The organism is Candidatus Collinsella stercoripullorum (assembly GCF_027669965.1).
Classification (GTDB): Bacteria; Actinomycetota; Coriobacteriia; order Coriobacteriales; family Coriobacteriaceae; genus Collinsella; species Collinsella stercoripullorum.
On the sequence record NZ_JAQECM010000015.1, the window covers coordinates 23852 to 39173 of the forward strand.

Genomic DNA, 15322 nt, shown 5'->3' on the forward strand with positions numbered 1-15322 from the left:
GTCGTCGCCGTGGTCGCCTCGCCCCACGACATCGCCCGCCTCGTGCTCGGGGCGGTCGCGGGCATCGTGGGCTACCTGCCGGTTCTCGCGGTCCTCGCCCTCACCCGAAAGGGGAGGCTCAAGCCGGGCGTGGGCGTCGGCGCGGCGGCGGTGGGGGTGTCATTCGCCACGCTCACGGCATTCGAGGGGGCTGTGCTGGCGTGGGCGCCACAAGATTTTGACACCATCTCCATTGGCGCAGTGGTAGGCTATCTAACCATGCTGGTGCTCCTGGTGGTCTATGCGCTCAGGCGGGGCTAGGGGGACCGGCGGTATGCAGCGGTATCCGAGGAGGGTTTAGCTTTGGACGCATTCGCTCAGCTGCCCGACGAGATCAACCACCTCGTCTCCGAGTTCCATTCCATCCCCTTCGTGGGCGACCTCATGATGGGTATGACGCAGTACAGCTTCTGGCTGTGCGCGTCGGCCATCCTGCTGCTCGTGATCATGTTCGCGTTCAAGAGCAAGCTGGCGCTCGTCCCGCACGGCCTGTTCGCGAACGTCATGGAGTGGGGCATCGAGTTCGTCCAGAACGACGTGGGCAAGCAGATCATCGGCAAGAACTGGAAGAAGCACTTCCCGTTCCTGGCGACGCTGTTCTTCTTCATCCTCTGCAACAACGTCGTGGGCGTCATCCCGGGCATGAAGCCCGGCAGCGGCACCATCTCCACCACCGCCGCCCTCGCCGTGGTCGCCTTCGTCTACTTCATCGCGTGCGGCGTGCGCGCCCACGGGCCCATCGGCTACCTCAAGAGCCTGGCCCCGGAGGGCGTCGGCTTCCCGCTCAACATCCTGATCTGGGTCATCGAGGTCATCTCGACCCTGCTGCGCCCGATCACCCTGGCCGTCCGTCTGTTCTGCAACATGTTCGCCGGGCACATCGTCATGGGTTCGTTCGCCATCATGGTCACGCTGTTCGTCCAGCCGCTGCTGCAGCAGGTCACCGCCTCCAACATCCTGGCGGCGCTGCCGGGCGTGCTGTTCGCGTTCATCCTGCTCGTGATCTACGCCATCGAGATCTTCGTCGCCTTCGTCCAGGCGTACGTGTTCACCATCCTCACCGCCGTCTACATCCAGGAGGCGGAGGAGGTCGAGGAGTAGGGCGCCCGCCTCGGGCGCGTCGCCGGGCACCCCGCCCGGCCCCGTTCGGTACCGAGCGCATCCGCGCTTGATATACGTTGAGGTTAAATGCACGACGTGCATGCAACTGAAGGAGGAATTGTGGGAGTTATCGGTTACGGCCTCGGTGTCATCGGTGCAGGCCTCGCCATCGGTCTGGCCGCCTACGGCTGCGCGGGCGCCATGGCGCGTCAGCCCGAGATCCAGAATCGCGCGTTCACCGTCTTCATCATGGGCGCCGCCTTCGCAGAGGCCCTGGCGCTCATCGGCTTCGTCGTCGCGCTGGTTGTCCAGTAAGACCGCCCGACTCACGGGAACCAAACGTCCCAAGGGAGAAGAAGCCATGAAGTTCGACCGAATTCGCGTCTCGGCGGCGCTCGCCGCGCTCGCGTGCATGGTACCCCAGGCGGCTTACGCCGAGGAGTCCGGCAGCGGCGCGGAGATCTTGATCCCCAAGCCCGCCGAGTTCATCCCCGCGCTCGTCATCTTCCTCATCATCCTCGCGGTCCTGGGCAAGCTCGTGTGGCCGAGCGTCCTCGCGATGTTCGAGCAGCGCGAGAAGACCATCGCGGACAGCCTCAAGGAGGCCGATGAGACGCGCGCGCACTCCGCGGAGGTCCGCGCCCAGGCCGATTCGGTGATCGCCGACGCCCGTCGCCAGGCATCCGACATCGTCCTGTCCGCCCGCTCCGACGCGGAGAAGGAGCGCGCCCGTATCGTCGCCGAGGCCCACTCCGAGGCCGAGGACATCATCTCCAAGGCGCGCGACCGCGCCGAGGACGAGATGCAGCGCGCCTACGCCAACGCGACCGACACGATCGCCAAGACGTCCGTCGCGATCGCCGGCAAGATCGTGGGCGACGTCCTCGCCGACGACCCGGCCAAGCAGCGCGAGCTGATCGAGAAGTACATCGCGGAAGTGGGTAGCCTCCATGCCTAGCAGCGACCGTATCGAGAGCCGCCGGCTCGAGACCTACGCGCGCACGCTGCTCGAGGCGTCGAGGACCGAGGACCATGTCTACGAGAACCTCGCGCCGCTCGTCGCCCAGGCGGAGGCCTCGCCCGAGGTGCTCTCCGTGCTCGCCACGATGGCGGAGCAGGGCGACCTCGAGCACCTGCCCGAGGTCCTGGACCTGTACCGCGGCATGGTCGACGAGGAGAAGGAGGTCGTGGGCGTCCATGTGACCACCGCGGTCCCCCTCGACGACGCGCTGCGCGACATGATCAAGCAGAAGTGCGAGTCCGACCTCGAGGCCCGCGTGTTCCTCATCGAGCACGTCGACCCCACCATCATCGGCGGCATCATCCTCTCCGCGCGCGGCCAGCGCCGCGACGCCTCCGTGCGCATGCAGCTGGAGACCGCGCGGAAGGTCATGACGCATAACGTAAAGAAGACGGAGGTATAGCGACATGTCCGAGGCAATCAGCGCCGAGAACATCGAGCGCATCCTGGAACGGCGCCTCCTCGACCTCTCCGCCACCGTCGACACCCAGGAGGTGTCGACCGTCGCGGAGGTGGGCGACGGCATCGCGCACGTCGCCGGCCTCCAGCGGGCCATGGCCGGCGAGCTGCTCGAGTTCACGAGCAGCCTGACCGGCGAGACCGTCTACGGCCTCGCGCAGAACCTCGACCGCGACGAGGTCGGCGCCGTCCTGTTCGGCGACGTCGCCCTCATCAAGGAGGGGGACACCTGCCGCACCACCGGGCGCGTCATGGACATCCCCGTGGGCCGCGGCATGCTCGGCCGCGTCGTGAACCCGCTGGGCCAGCCGATCGACGGCAAGGGCCCCATCGCGGCCACGCATCGCCGCCCCATCGAGTTCAAGGCCCCCGGCGTCATCGAGCGCCAGCCCGTATGCGAGCCCGTCCAGACCGGCCTGCTCGCCATCGACGCGATGGTGCCCGTCGGGCGCGGCCAGCGCGAGCTCATCATCGGCGACCGCAAGACCGGCAAGACGGCCATCGCCATCGACGCCATCATCAACCAGCGCGGCAAGGGCATGGTCTGCGTGTACGTGGCCATCGGCCAGAAGGCCTCCACGGTCGCGTCGATCCGCGAGACCCTCTCCGCCCACGGTGCGCTGGACTACACGATCATCGTCTCCGCCACCGCCGCGGACTCCGCGCCCATGCAGTACATCGCCCCGATGGCGGGCGCCGCCATCGGCGAGTTCTTCATGTACAACGGCGAGGACGGCGAGCCGGCGAGCGCGACCAACCCGGGCGGCCACGTGCTCGTGGTCTACGACGACCTGTCCAAGCAGGCCGTCGCCTACCGTCAGATGTCGCTTACGCTGCGCCGTCCGCCCGGACGCGAGGCCTACCCCGGCGACATCTTCTACCTGCACTCGCGCCTGCTCGAGCGCGCCTGCAAGCTGTCCGACGAGAACGGCGGCGGCTCGCTCACGGCGCTCCCGCTCATCGAGACGCAGGACGGCGACGTGTCCGCCTACATCCCTACGAACGTGATCTCCATCACCGACGGCCAGATCTACCTGCAGTCCGACCTCTTCTTCCAGGGCCAGCGCCCCGCGGTCGACGTGGGCATCTCGGTCTCGCGCGTCGGCGGCGACGCCCAGACCAAGGCCATGAAGCAGGTCGCGGGCAACCTTCGTCTCGACCTCGCGGGCTATCAGGAGCTCCAGGGCTTCACGCAGTTCGGCAGCGACCTCGACGCCGCGACGCAGCACCAGCTGACCCACGGCGCCCGCATGACCGAGCTGCTCAAGCAGTCCCGCTTCCGCCCGATGCCCGTGGCCGACCAGGTGAGCGTGCTGTTCGCCGGCAACAAGGGGTATCTGGACGACCTCGACATCTCCGAGGTGCTCCCGTTCCGCGACGGCCTCATCAAGTACCTGAACGGGGCCTACGCCGGGGTGCTGTCGCAGATCGGCGACGCCAAGCTCTCCGACGAGGTCTCCGCCAAGCTGGAGCAGGCGATCGCCGATTACAAGAACCAGTTCATCGCCGCGCGCGCCCAGGACGGCGCCGCCGCGGGCGACGGGAATGCGTAAGGAGACCCGAGCCCCATGGCCAACCTCCGCGAAATAAAGAAGCGCATCAACTCGGTGTCCACCACCGAGCAGATCACGCGCACCATGGAGATGGTCTCGACGGCGAAGATCGGCCGCGCCCTCAACCGCGAGAAGCAGTCGGAGGCCTACCGCCGGGCCATCACCGACGTGATGCTGACCGTCGCCGGCGACACGGCGGCCGGTCCGAGCTCGCCCCTGCTGGTGAACCCGGCGTCCTACGACTGCGCGCTGCTGATCGTCATCAACTCCGACCGCGGGCTCGCGGGCGGGTTCAACGTCACGGTCGAGCGCGCCGCCGAGAAGCGCATCGACCACTTCCGCCGCCACGGCGCCCAGCGCGTCGAGCTCATCACGTGCGGCCGCAAGGCGACCGAGTACTTCCGGCACCGCGACGACGTGGTGATGACGGTGGAGGGCGAGTCCGACGACCCGACGCTCGAGCGCGCCCGCATGATCGCCAGCTACGTGTGCGACGGCTTCGCGAGCGGCAGGTTCGGCCGCGTGGACATCGTCTACTACCATGCGCGCAACCGTGTGGACCAGGAGCTGCGGCAGGAGCGCATCCTTCCGCTCGACCGCGAGGTCCTGCACACCGCCCGCGGTCCGCGCGCCAACGAGGCCCAGGCGCCCCGCCGCCTGACCTCCCCGTTCGAGTACGAGCCGAGCGCCAGCCACGTGCTGTCCCGGCTCATCCCGAGCTACGTGCTGACCGTCATCCACCAGGCGCTGATCGATTCCGCCGCGGCCGAGCAGGGTGCGCGCCGTAAGGCCATGCACTCCGCGACCGAGAACGCGGGCGCCATCATCGCCGAGCTCACGCGCACCTACAACCGCGTGCGCCAGGCGTCCATCACGACTGAGATCAACGAGATCGTCGGTGGAGCCGCTGCATTGGAGGAATACTAATGGCAGATACCATCGTTGCCCCGACCGAGACGACCGCCGGCGTCGGACGCATCGTCCGCATCATCGGCCCGGTCGTCGACGTCAAGTTCAAGCAGGGGGTCCCGGGCATCTACAACGCCCTGACCGTCGACGCCGAGACGCCCGTGGGCCGCATCAAGACCATCCTCGAGGTGGAGAGCCAGCTGCCCGGCGGCGTTGTCCGCTGCGTGGCGATGTCCTCCACGGACGGCCTGCAGCGCGGCATCGAGGCCGTCGACACCGGCGGCCCCATGAAGATGCCCGTGGGCAACCAGACCCTCGGCCGCATCTGGAACGTCATGGGCGAGCCCGTGGACGGCAAGCCCATGCCCGAGGTGGAGGATCACTATCCCATCCACCATCCCGCGCCGAGCTTCGACGAGCTGACCACCAAGACCGAGATCTTCGAGACCGGCATCAAGGCGGTCGACCTCCTCGAGCCCTATATCCGCGGCGGCAAGACCGGTCTGTTCGGCGGCGCCGGCGTCGGCAAGACGGTGCTCATCCAGGAGCTCATCAACAACCTCGCCCAGGAGCACGGCGGCACCTCCGTCTTCACCGGCGTGGGCGAGCGCACCCGCGAGGGCACCGACCTGTACCTCGAGATGAGCGAGTCGGGCGTCATCGACAAGACCTGCCTGGTCTACGGCCAGATGAACGAGCCGCCCGGAGCGCGCCTGCGCATCGGCCTGGCGGGCCTCACGGAGGCCGAGTACTTCCGCGACCGCGGCCAGGACGTCCTGCTGTTCATCGACAACATCTTCCGCTTCTCCCAGGCCGGCTCCGAGGTCTCCGCGCTGCTCGGGCGCATGCCGTCGGCGGTGGGCTACCAGCCGACGCTCGCCACCGAGATGGGCGACCTGCAGGAGCGCATCACCTCCACCAAGACCGGCTCGATCACCTCCGTCCAGGCCGTCTACGTGCCCGCCGACGATCTGACCGACCCCGCGCCGGCGACGACCTTCACGCACCTCGACGCCACGACGGTCCTCTCGCGCAGCATCTCGAGCCTGGGCCTGTTCCCGGCCATCGACCCGCTGGCGAGCACCTCCGACGCGCTCGACCCGAGCATCGTGGGCGAGGAGCACTACCGCGTCGCCGTCAAGGTCCAGGAGATCCTGCAGGAGTACTCCGACCTCCAGGACATCATCGCGATCCTGGGCATGGACGAGCTGTCCGACGAGCAGAAGCTCACGGTGAGCCGCGCCCGCAAGATCCAGCAGTTCCTCTCCCAGTCCTTCCATGTGGCGGAGAAGTTCACGGGCAACCCGGGCGTCTACGTGCGCGTGGGCGACACCGTCCGCTCCTTCGCCGCGATCGTCGACGGCGAGTGCGACGACCTGCCCGAGCAGGCGTTCCGCTACGCCGGCACCATCGACGACGTGCGCGACCGCGCCGCCAAGATGGAGGCGTAGGGCGATGGCCATGCAGATCCGCATCGTGTGCCCCGAGCACCAGGCCTATGAGGGCGAGGCCGCCTTCGTGACCGTCCCCACGACGGACGGCGCGCTCGGCGTGGCCCCGCTCCATGCGAGCGAGATCTCCACCATCGAGCCCGGCTACGTCCGCGTGTGCGACCGCGCCATGGGAACGGTGGACCATTCCTTCGCGGTGAGCGGCGGCTACGTGCAGATCGCCGACGACACGGTGATCGTGCTGGCCGACCGCGCGGAGGACCTCGCGGATGTGGACCGCTCTCAGGTTCAAGCTGAGATTCAAGGTTTTGAAGACCAGTTGAGCGTTTTGTCAGAGAACGATGCGCAACGCGCGTACCTCTATAATGAAATCGCATGGTGCAAACTGCTGCTTGATGCGTAGCCCGCAGGCTCGGGCCGCCGAGCGCAACTGAAGACGACATCATGCCCGGGAGCCCGCGCCCCCGGGCATGTTTGCATAGAGAGGGACCGCGCTTGGATATCATTCGCGTTGAAGGTGGACACCGTCTGAGCGGGGGCGTCCGGGTCTCGGGCGCGAAGAACTCCGCCCTGAAGCTCATGGCCGCGACGCTGCTCGCACCCGGAAGGACCACGCTGGAGAACGTCCCGAACATCTCCGACGTGCACGTGATGGGCAAGGTGCTCAAGCGCATGGGCGCCACCATCGAGGTGGTCGACGAGCACCGGCTCGCGATCGACACGTCCGCGGTCGACTCCTGGGAGGCCCCCTACGAGCTGGTCGCCAAGATGCGCGCGAGCACGGCGGTCATGGGCCCGCTGCTCGGGCGGTTCGGCCGCGCGAAGATCGCGATGCCGGGCGGCTGCAACCTCGGTGCGCGCAAGATCGACATGCACATCCTGGGCCTTGAGGCCCTCGGCGTGAAGTTCGACACCGATCACGGCTACATCCACGCCGACGCGTCCGAGGGGCTCACGGGCACCACGGTGACCCTCGAGTTCGCCAGCGTCGGCGCCACCGAGAACCTCATCATGGCCGCCGTGCGCGCGAAGGGCACCACGGTCATCGACAACGCGGCGCGCGAGCCCGAGATCGTCGACCTCGCCTGCATGCTGAACGAGATGGGCGCCAAGATCGTCGGCGCCGGCTCCCCGGTCGTGCAGATCGAGGGCGTGGAGGAGCTCCACCCCGTCACGCACCGCGTGATCGGCGACCGCATCGAGGCCGGCACCTTCATCGTCGCCGGCGCGCTCATGGCCGAAGACGGGGGCATCGAGGTGACGGGCTTCAACGCCGCGCACCTCGGGATGGTCATCAAGAAGTTCGAGCTCATGGGCGTGCAGATCGACCGCATCGAGGGCGGCGTGCGCGTGCACCGCGCCGACGTCCTTCGGCCGGTCGACATCCAGACGCTGCCGTTCCCGGGCTTCCCCACCGATATGCAGGCCCAGGCCATGGTGCTCTCCGCCCTGGCCGACGGCAGCTCCGTCATCACGGAGAACATCTTCGAGAACCGCTTCATGTTCGCCTCCGAGCTCGTGCGCATGGGGGCCAGCATCCGCATCGAGAGCCACCACGCCATCATCCACGGCGTGCAGGGCCTCTCGGGCGCCCAGGTGGTCTCGCCCGACCTGCGCGGCGGCGCCGCCCTCGTGGTGGCCGGCCTGATCGCCGACGGGTACACGGAGGTCTCCGCGATCCATCACATCGACCGCGGCTACGAGCACTTCGTCGAGAAGCTCGTGTCGCTCGGCGCGCACGTCGCGCGCGTGAACGTCCCCGACCCCAGCGACGACTAGGCAGGTGGCCGCATGAGAAAGAAACCCGTCCAGAGTGCGCGCCGCCCCAGCACCGGTGCCGCGAGCCGCATCTACAGCCGCGAGAACGTGAGCCGCTACTCCGAGCGCGCGCGCAAGCGCCGCCGCGGCCGCACCATCCGCCGCGTGATCCTCGTCACCGTGCTCTCCCTGCTCGCCTGCGTGGGGACCGCGGCGGGCCTGTGGCTCAACCGCGTCGTGAGCAGCATCAACAACGGGGAGATCATCACCGACAACCTGCTCGCCACGCTTGTGGACTCCAACGTCACCCAGGACCCGTTCTACATGCTGCTGCTCGGCACCGACGGGCGCCCCGGTGAGGAAGCCTACCGCGCGGACTCCATCATCCTGGCGCGCATCGACCCCACCGAGAAGCAGGTCACGCTCATCTCTATCCCGCGCGACACCAAGATCGAGTACAACGGCTCGACGATGAAGATCAACGCGGCGCATTCCTACGACGGCGCCGAGGGCATGGTCAAGGCGGTCAACGAGCTGTGCGGCGTGGAGATCGCGCACTACGCGGAGATCAACTTCGAGGGCATGCAGCAGCTCATCGACGCCGTGGGCGGCATCGACATCAACGCCACCGACGGCGTGGACGACCCCGACCACCTGGACATCACCATCGAGCCCGGCTGGCAGCACATGGACGGCGCGACGGCGCTCACCTACGCGCGCGCCCGCTACCAGTACACCGACGGCGACTACACCCGCATGCGCCATCAGCGCCAGGTGCTCTCCGCCCTCGCGAACAAGATCCTGAACGAGCTCGACGTCACCAACGTCGTGAGCATCGTGGACTCGCTGTCCGGTATGGTCGTGACCGACCTGGGCGTGCAGGACATCGTGTCGCTCGTCAACGCGATGCGCGGCATGAACACTGACGAGATCTGGTCGGCGAACCTGCCGTCCTGGGCGGGTGAGGACACCTACATCGACGGGCAGAGCTACGTCTTCGTGTACGAGGACGATCTCGAGGAGATGATGGCGCGCGTCGACGCCGGCGAGGACCCGCAGGGTCCGCAGACCATGGGCGCGGGCGGCGACAGCGGCGCGACGACCGGCGATCTGGCCAACAACACCTCGGAGGACTGGGCCTACGGCACCGCGACCACGGGGAGCTCGAGCAGCTCGTCCGACGAGGAGGACGCCTCCGCATCGGAGTAGCCGCCTCCGGCGCAGCCGAACGATCCGAGACGGGGCCGCCTCCGCTCATCCGACCGGGTGGGCGCAGGCGGCCCCGTTCCCGTTCGCGAACGGGCGATGCCCGCCTGGAACCTCAGCCCCGGCTCCGGGCGCGAAGGCACCGTGCGGGGGCGTGCAGGGCGGCGTCGACGGCGATCAGCGCGATGACGAGGAGCAGGCTCGCGATGATCCCCGTGGCTGTCGCGGCGAGGCATACCGCCCCGGTGCCCGCGGGCAGGGCCGCGGCGACCGCGCGGGAGAGCGCCGCGTCGGCGGCGGGGCGCCACAGCGCGTAGAACATCGACTGCATGATGTAGAAGCCCAGGATATGGGATGCCCCGCGCACCGCGAGGCGTCCCGCCGGCCCCGCGCCCCCGGCATCGGGGCCGGCGGGGGAGCGCGGCGCGCAGGCCGCGCGCAGCGCGAGCAGCGCGAGCGCGAACGAGATGGCCGACGTCGACTTGAACGAGATGGCGACCATGAGGTCTCCGGCGCCCGCCCACGCGAGCCCGAGCTCGAGGACGGCGGCGCAGGCGGCGGTCGCGACGAGGGGGAGGATACGCGCCCGTGCCGTCCGGCCCCCCTTCGCGCCATGCTCGCGGCGCCATGCCAGCGCGCCGCCCGCGAGGAAGGCGGCGAGGTAGCTGGCGGCGCTCATGAGCTTGCGCCATTCCAGCAGCCCGCGCTCCGCCTCGCCGGGGGAGGCGAACGCGATGTAGGCGTTGACGGCGTACACGGCCGCGACGATGAGGGCGGTGAGGCGGACGGGGTGCGGGCAGCGGGCCCAGAGCGCACCGACGACCGGGGTCGCCGCGATCAGGGCGAGGTACACCCAGATGAACTCCAGGCCGCCCAGCAGCCACCCCGTCTCATGGAGGGACACGCCGGGCAGGGGCGTCACCCATGCGCTGACCGCGAGCGCGAGCACGGCGTAGAGCAGGACGCTGGAGAGCACCGTCCTCGCGCGCCGTACGCAGCGGCGCGCCTGGTCGCGCCAGTAGGAGTCCCGGCCGGCGGCACGCGCCGCGGCCGGGATGAGGAAGAACCCCGAGATGGCGAAGAAGGCGCAGTTGCCGAAGGCCCCTAGGAGGTTGATGAACCCGAGGGCCCCTGCGGCGGGAGGGCAGAGGGCGAAGGCGGCGGCGGGGTCGCCGGCGGCTGCCGCGGCCTGCGCGGCGGCGGCATCGCCCAGCTGGACCCAGGCCGCGGTCCGCGCGAAGAGCGGTTGGAAGGTGTGGAACACCGCGATGGCGAGGATGGCCGCGAGGCGGAGCGCCTCTATGCGCGGGTCCCTCGCCCTGCGTGCCGGCTGCGCCGCCATGTCCGCCCCGACCCGCCTACGCGAAGCGGCCGACGAGCTCCACGAGCACATCGACCATCTTCTCGAGCGAGGACACGGGGATGAACTCGTTCACGCCGTGGCAGCAGTACGCGCCCGTCGAGAGGTTGGGGCAGGGCAGGCCGCGGAACGAGAGCTGGGCGCCGTCGGTGCCCCCGCGGATGGGGATCACCTTGGGCACGACGCCGGCGGCGGAGAACGCCTGCTCGGCCCGCTCGATGAGCTCGGGGTGGTCGCCCACGACCTCGGCCATGTTGCGGTACTCGCGCTTGAACTCGACGTGCACGCGCTCCTCACCGAGCCGGGTGTTGAGGAAGTCCGCGGCGGCGCGCATGAGCTCGAGCTTGCGCTCGAACTTGGCGGCGTCGTGGTCGCGCACGATGTAGCGGGCGGTCGCATGGGTGACCGTGCCCGACACGCTCATGAGGTGCATGAAGCCCTCGTAGCCCGCGGTGTGCTCGGGGCGCTGGGCCGCGGGCAGCAGGCCCTGGTAGTCGACGAGGAGGTTGGCGGCGTTCACCATGCGGTCCTTGGCGTCGCCCGGGTGGATGGAGAAGCCCTCGAAGCTGACGGTGGCTTCGGCGGCGTTGAAGCACTCCCACTCGAGCTCGCCCACGGGGCCGCCGTCCACGGTGTAGGCGTAGGCGCAGCCGAAGGAGGCGAGGTCGAGCAGGGCGGCGCCGTGGCCGATCTCCTCGTCCGGGCAGAAGCAGATGCCCAGGGGCGGATGGGGGATGGAGGGGTCGGCCGCGAGCAGCGCGACCAGGCTCATGATCTCGGCGACGCCCGCCTTGTCGTCGGCGCCGAGTAGCGTGGTCCCGTCGGTGCAGACGAGGTCCTCGCCCACGAGCTCATCCAGCGCGGGCTCCTTCTCCGGGGAGATCGAGACCGGCCTGCCGTCGACCTCGCCGCAGACGAGGTCGCCGCCCGCGTAGGAGACGATGTGCGGGCGGACGCCCGCGCCCGGGGCCGCCTCCGTGGTGTCGAGGTGCGCGATGAGCCCGAGCCGCGGCGCGTCCTCGGCCCCGGAGCTCGCGGGGATGTGGGCGGTCACGTAGGCGTGGTCGCTCACGGAGACGTCCCGGGCGCCGAGCTCGCGCAGCTCGTCGGCGAGGAGGTTGGCGAGGTCGAACTGGCAGGGGGTGGAGGGGACCCGGTCGGCGTGCTCGTCGCTCGACTCGGTGTTCACCTGCACGTAGCGGAAGAACCGCTCGAGGACATCGGTTCCGGTGTTCGTCTGCATCGATAGCTCCTTTGCTCCTAACGGCGGCGGACCGCCTTCCCGCGGCGCGCCGGGCGCCGTGTTCCTGCTACTCTAGCACGCACCGGTCGCGCGATGCCGACGGCCGGGGCGCCGTCTGCGCGCCGGCGCTCACCGCCGCGGTGCGCTACACTTGTCACCGTGTACGACGAGAGGACGGATCCATGGATACCACCGATATTTCGCGCGAGCTGCACCTGACGGTCGCCAACGAGGACTACCTCGAGTGCATGGTCAGGATCGAGCAGGAGGGCTCCCAGGGCGAGGGCATCCGCTCGGTCGACATCGCCCAGCAGCTCGGCGTCTCCAAGGCATCGGTCAACAAGGCCGTGACCGTCCTCAAGGAGCAGGGGTTGGTCGAGCAGTCCCATTACGGCAAGGTGATGCTCACGGACCCCGGCAGGGAGCTGGGGCGCGCCGTCTGGTACCGCCATCGCCTGATCCGGACCTTCCTCGTCCAGGAGCTCGGCGTGGAGTTCGAGCGCGCGGACACGGAGGCGTGCATGATGGAGCACGCCCTGTCCGAGGACACCATGCAGCGCTGGATGCGGTATCTGGAGCGCGAGGGCATCAGGATCGGGGAGAAGTGACCGTGGACGACCTCCTTTCCGCGCAGGTCCCCGCCTCGGGTGCGGACATCGACGCCGAGGGCTACGATCGACCGGGCGCCCGCTGGCTCGAGAGGCGCATCTCCGACGGGGTCCTGCTCGTGCAGGGGCCGATGGGCTCCCAGCTCATGTCCCAGGTGGGGGCGCATGACGTGCCCGCCGCCTTCTGGAACGTGGGCGAGCCGCAGGAGGTCGCGCGGCTGCACGCCCTGTACCGCGCCTGCGGGGCGGACGCCATGCTCACCAACACGTTCCAGGCGAGCGCCCCGGCGCTCGCGCGCGACGGCGTGACGGCCCCGATGCGCCGCGTCAACCGGGAGGCCGTCGCGCTCGCGCGGCGCGCCGGCGCCCCGTGCACGCTCGGCTCGATCGGCATGTGCGGCATCGACTGGCTGGTCGAGGACTCCGCCGAGTACCGCGCCGCCCGGGCCGCCTACCGCGACCAGGCCCGCGAGCTGCTCGCCGCCGGCGTCTCCGGCATCATGCTCGAGACCTTCACCTCGACGCGCGCGCTCGCCCCGGCGCTCGAGGGGGCGCTCGATGCGGCGGACGGGATGCCCGTGCTCGCAAGCTTCGCGATCGACGATGCGGGCGACCTGCTGGGGGACGGGCTGAACATCGAGGCCGCCTGCATGTTCGCCCAGGAGCGCGGGGCATGCTCGGTCGGTGTGAACTGCTGCTCCGTGGAGGCGGCGACGGCCGCGGTCCCGCGCATGGTGCGCGCGGTCCCGCTTCCCGTCTCCGTACGCCCCAACGCCGGCTATCCCGAGCGCGCGGACGACGGCGCGCCCGTCTGGCGCGAGCAGCCCGAGGCGTTCGCCGCCGCGTGCCCCCGCTGGGTCGCCGACGGCGCGCGCATCGTCGGCTCCTGCTGCGGCGCGGGGCCGCTCACCACCTGCGCCCTGTCCGGGGTGCTCGCGGGCTAGTCGCCGCGCGTCCCGCCGCCCGCTCCCGCGTCCCGGCCGCCCGGTCGCCGACCTTAAGAAAGGTTGAGCGCCCCCACCCGATGACTGCTCCCGTGCGTGCTGGGTATAGTCAATTCCGTCACTGGAAGACCGACCGGAACGCACGGGAGCATATACGCTATGGGCGCGATGATTCGCTTCGGAACCGACGGATGGCGTGCTCGCCGCGATGGCGAGTTCAATGAGGAGAACGTGATACGGGTGGCGGATGCCGCGGCGTCGCTGTGGGCGCGCAACAGCCCCGGCGCGATCGTCTACATCGGCTTCGACACCCGTCCCGACGCCGAGGCCCTCGCCCGTCTGGCCGCCCGCGTGGTTGCCGGCCACGGCCTCGTGGCCAAGCTGTCCGATCGCTACATCCCCACGCCGGCGCTGTCCTGGAACATCGCGCACGACCCCCGCTCCTGCGGCGGGCTGATGGTCACCGGCTCCCATCATCCCTTCGATTACCTCGGCATCAAGTTCCGCGTGGCGGACGGCGGCGCGGGCTCCACCGAGTTCGTGTCGGAGGTGGAGCGCGCCATAGTCCCCGAGCCCTCGGAGCTGCGCGGCCCCATCGACGTCGTGGACATCGCGACCCCCTATCTCGACGCCCTCGCGTCGCTCGTCGACGGCGAGGTCATCGCGCGCGCGGGTCTGCATGTCGTCTACGACCCCATGTACGGGTCGGCCCGCGGCCACCTCCCCGCGGTCCTCGAGTCCCTCAGCGTCCGGGTCGAAGAGATCCACGGCGAGATCGACGGGGACGCGGACGAGATGCGCCCGGAGCCCATCGAGCCATGGGTCGACGACTGCGAGCAGGCGGTCGTGGAGCACGGTGCCTGCGCGGGCCTGATCAACGACGGGGACGCCGACCGCGTCGGGGCCGTCGACGAGCACGGGCGCTATGTCAACTCCCATAAGCTGTTCTCGCTCATCTTGGGGCATCTCGTCCGCAACCGCGGCCTTTCGGGCCGCGTCGTGCTGGGTCTTTCTTCCTCGGTGGTGACGCGCCGCGTCGCCCATGCCCTCGGCTGCCGCTATGTGATCAAGCCCGTCGGCTTCAAATATATATATGAGGAGATGCGCAAGGGCGGCGTGCTCATGGGAGGGGAGGAGACCGGCGGGTTCGGTATCCCGAGCCACTTCCCCGAGCGCGACGGGCTGCTGATGATCCTGCTGCTCTGCGAACTCATGGCCCAGACGGGCAAGACCCTGGGCCAGCTGGTGGCGGAGCTGGACGAGCGGGTCGGCGCGACGAGCTATGCGCGACGCGACCTGCGCCTTCAGAACGAGGACATCGAGGTCCTCCGTACGATGCTCCCCGGGATCAACCCGCACCGCGTCGCCGGCAGGGTGCCGGAGCGGGTCAGCCATATGGACGGCCTGCGTCTGGAGTTCGACGACGAATCATGGCTCCTGCTGCGTCCAAGCGGCACCGAGTCGCTGGTGCGCGTCTACGCCGAGGCCCCTACCGTGGAGCTGCGCGACAGGCTGCTGGACGCGGGGGTCGATATAGCGCGTGGCGAATTAAACTGAATGCACGCCTCGGTAAAAGGTCAAAACGGAGGGGTGAGCGTCCAAAAACACAATATATAGGGTCCGTTGAGCCTCAAACGACGACGGTTGTGGAGGGAATGTGTGCGCCCAGA

At 69.3% G+C, this 15322-nt stretch carries 16 protein-coding genes; 14 read left to right on the forward strand and 2 right to left on the reverse strand.

Annotated elements, in window-relative coordinates; all coding sequences use genetic code 11:
- Positions 1-9 precede the first annotated feature (9 nt).
- The 11 genes from PHA29_RS04930 (at position 10) to PHA29_RS04980 (ending at position 9500) form a co-directional block, all read left to right on the forward strand.
- Positions 10-300, forward strand: a complete 291-nt coding sequence (locus PHA29_RS04930; protein WP_270404737.1) for a hypothetical protein — start codon at positions 10-12, stop codon at positions 298-300.
- Positions 301-342: 42 nt separating this feature from the next.
- Positions 343-1140: a F0F1 ATP synthase subunit A gene (atpB, locus tag PHA29_RS04935; protein ID WP_270404739.1), complete on the forward strand. Its 798-nt coding sequence runs from the start codon at positions 343-345 to the stop codon at positions 1138-1140.
- A gap of 120 nt (positions 1141-1260) precedes the next feature.
- Positions 1261-1455 (forward strand): ATP synthase F0 subunit C, encoded by a 195-nt coding sequence (locus PHA29_RS04940; protein ID WP_270404740.1) that lies wholly within the window; start codon positions 1261-1263, stop codon positions 1453-1455.
- 46 nt (positions 1456-1501) lie between these two features.
- Positions 1502-2098: a F0F1 ATP synthase subunit B gene (atpF, locus tag PHA29_RS04945; protein WP_270404742.1), complete on the forward strand. Its 597-nt coding sequence runs from the start codon at positions 1502-1504 to the stop codon at positions 2096-2098.
- A complete protein-coding gene (locus PHA29_RS04950) occupies positions 2091-2564 on the forward strand; it encodes a F0F1 ATP synthase subunit delta (RefSeq protein WP_270574154.1) in 474 nt (157 codons plus the stop codon). Before atpF ends, PHA29_RS04950 begins: the two co-directional genes overlap by 8 nt.
- Before the next feature lie 4 nt (positions 2565-2568).
- The gene (gene atpA / locus PHA29_RS04955; protein ID WP_270404745.1) at positions 2569-4173 is read left to right on the forward strand and encodes a F0F1 ATP synthase subunit alpha; all 1605 of its coding nucleotides are present in this window, start codon (positions 2569-2571) and stop codon (positions 4171-4173) included.
- 15 nt (positions 4174-4188) lie between these two features.
- A complete protein-coding gene (gene atpG, locus PHA29_RS04960; RefSeq protein ID WP_270404747.1) occupies positions 4189-5100 on the forward strand; it encodes an ATP synthase F1 subunit gamma in 912 nt (303 codons plus the stop codon).
- Positions 5100-6533 (forward strand): F0F1 ATP synthase subunit beta, encoded by a 1434-nt coding sequence (gene atpD, locus PHA29_RS04965; RefSeq protein ID WP_270404749.1) that lies wholly within the window; start codon positions 5100-5102, stop codon positions 6531-6533. The genes atpG and atpD overlap by 1 nt, the downstream gene beginning before the upstream one ends.
- 4 nt (positions 6534-6537) lie before the next feature.
- Positions 6538-6936 carry an ATP synthase F1 subunit epsilon gene (gene atpC / locus PHA29_RS04970; protein WP_333490560.1) on the forward strand — a complete coding sequence of 133 codons (399 nt, stop codon included), beginning with the start codon at positions 6538-6540 and terminating at the stop codon, positions 6934-6936.
- A 92-nt stretch (positions 6937-7028) separates the two neighbouring features.
- On the forward strand, positions 7029-8312 hold the full coding sequence (gene murA / locus PHA29_RS04975; protein ID WP_270574152.1) for a UDP-N-acetylglucosamine 1-carboxyvinyltransferase: 1284 nt from the start codon (positions 7029-7031) through the stop codon (positions 8310-8312).
- Positions 8313-8324: 12 nt separating this feature from the next.
- Positions 8325-9500 (forward strand): LCP family protein, encoded by a 1176-nt coding sequence (locus tag PHA29_RS04980; RefSeq protein ID WP_270404752.1) that lies wholly within the window; start codon positions 8325-8327, stop codon positions 9498-9500.
- Positions 9501-9612: 112 nt separating this feature from the next.
- On the opposite strand, the gene PHA29_RS04985 is transcribed toward PHA29_RS04980, so the two are convergent.
- Together PHA29_RS04985 and pepT are read right to left on the reverse strand one after the other, a co-directional pair.
- Positions 9613-10839: an acyltransferase family protein gene (locus PHA29_RS04985; protein ID WP_270848440.1), complete on the reverse strand. Its 1227-nt coding sequence runs from the start codon at positions 10837-10839 to the stop codon at positions 9613-9615.
- Positions 10840-10855: 16 nt separating this feature from the next.
- A complete protein-coding gene (gene pepT, locus PHA29_RS04990) occupies positions 10856-12100 on the reverse strand; it encodes a peptidase T (protein ID WP_270848442.1) in 1245 nt (414 codons plus the stop codon).
- Positions 12101-12282: 182 nt separating this feature from the next.
- Between pepT and PHA29_RS04995 the strand changes: the two genes are divergently transcribed.
- The 3 genes from PHA29_RS04995 (at position 12283) to PHA29_RS05005 (ending at position 15209) form a co-directional block, all read left to right on the forward strand.
- Positions 12283-12708, forward strand: coding sequence for a metal-dependent transcriptional regulator (locus tag PHA29_RS04995; protein ID WP_270404755.1), 426 nt, complete (start codon positions 12283-12285; stop codon positions 12706-12708).
- Positions 12709-12710: 2 nt separating this feature from the next.
- A complete protein-coding gene (locus PHA29_RS05000) occupies positions 12711-13652 on the forward strand; it encodes a homocysteine S-methyltransferase family protein (RefSeq protein WP_270404756.1) in 942 nt (313 codons plus the stop codon).
- 159 nt (positions 13653-13811) lie between these two features.
- Positions 13812-15209 carry a phosphohexomutase domain-containing protein gene (locus tag PHA29_RS05005; RefSeq protein ID WP_270848444.1) on the forward strand — a complete coding sequence of 466 codons (1398 nt, stop codon included), beginning with the start codon at positions 13812-13814 and terminating at the stop codon, positions 15207-15209.
- Positions 15210-15322 lie beyond the last annotated feature (113 nt).

Coding starts and splice junctions, on each gene's coding strand:
- atpG (WP_270404747.1), top strand. CDS start 4,189: ATGGCCAACCTCCGCGAAATAAAGAAGCGCATCAACTCGGTGTCCACC.
- PHA29_RS04985 (WP_270848440.1), bottom strand. CDS start 10,839: ATGGCGGCGCAGCCGGCACGCAGGGCGAGGGACCCGCGCATAGAGGCG.
- atpC (WP_333490560.1), top strand. CDS start 6,538: ATGGCCATGCAGATCCGCATCGTGTGCCCCGAGCACCAGGCCTATGAG.
- pepT (WP_270848442.1), bottom strand. CDS start 12,100: ATGCAGACGAACACCGGAACCGATGTCCTCGAGCGGTTCTTCCGCTAC.
- atpD (WP_270404749.1), top strand. CDS start 5,100: ATGGCAGATACCATCGTTGCCCCGACCGAGACGACCGCCGGCGTCGGA.
- PHA29_RS04980 (WP_270404752.1), top strand. CDS start 8,325: ATGAGAAAGAAACCCGTCCAGAGTGCGCGCCGCCCCAGCACCGGTGCC.
- PHA29_RS05005 (WP_270848444.1), top strand. CDS start 13,812: ATGGGCGCGATGATTCGCTTCGGAACCGACGGATGGCGTGCTCGCCGC.
- PHA29_RS04950 (WP_270574154.1), top strand. CDS start 2,091: ATGCCTAGCAGCGACCGTATCGAGAGCCGCCGGCTCGAGACCTACGCG.
- atpA (WP_270404745.1), top strand. CDS start 2,569: ATGTCCGAGGCAATCAGCGCCGAGAACATCGAGCGCATCCTGGAACGG.
- PHA29_RS04995 (WP_270404755.1), top strand. CDS start 12,283: ATGGATACCACCGATATTTCGCGCGAGCTGCACCTGACGGTCGCCAAC.
- atpF (WP_270404742.1), top strand. CDS start 1,502: ATGAAGTTCGACCGAATTCGCGTCTCGGCGGCGCTCGCCGCGCTCGCG.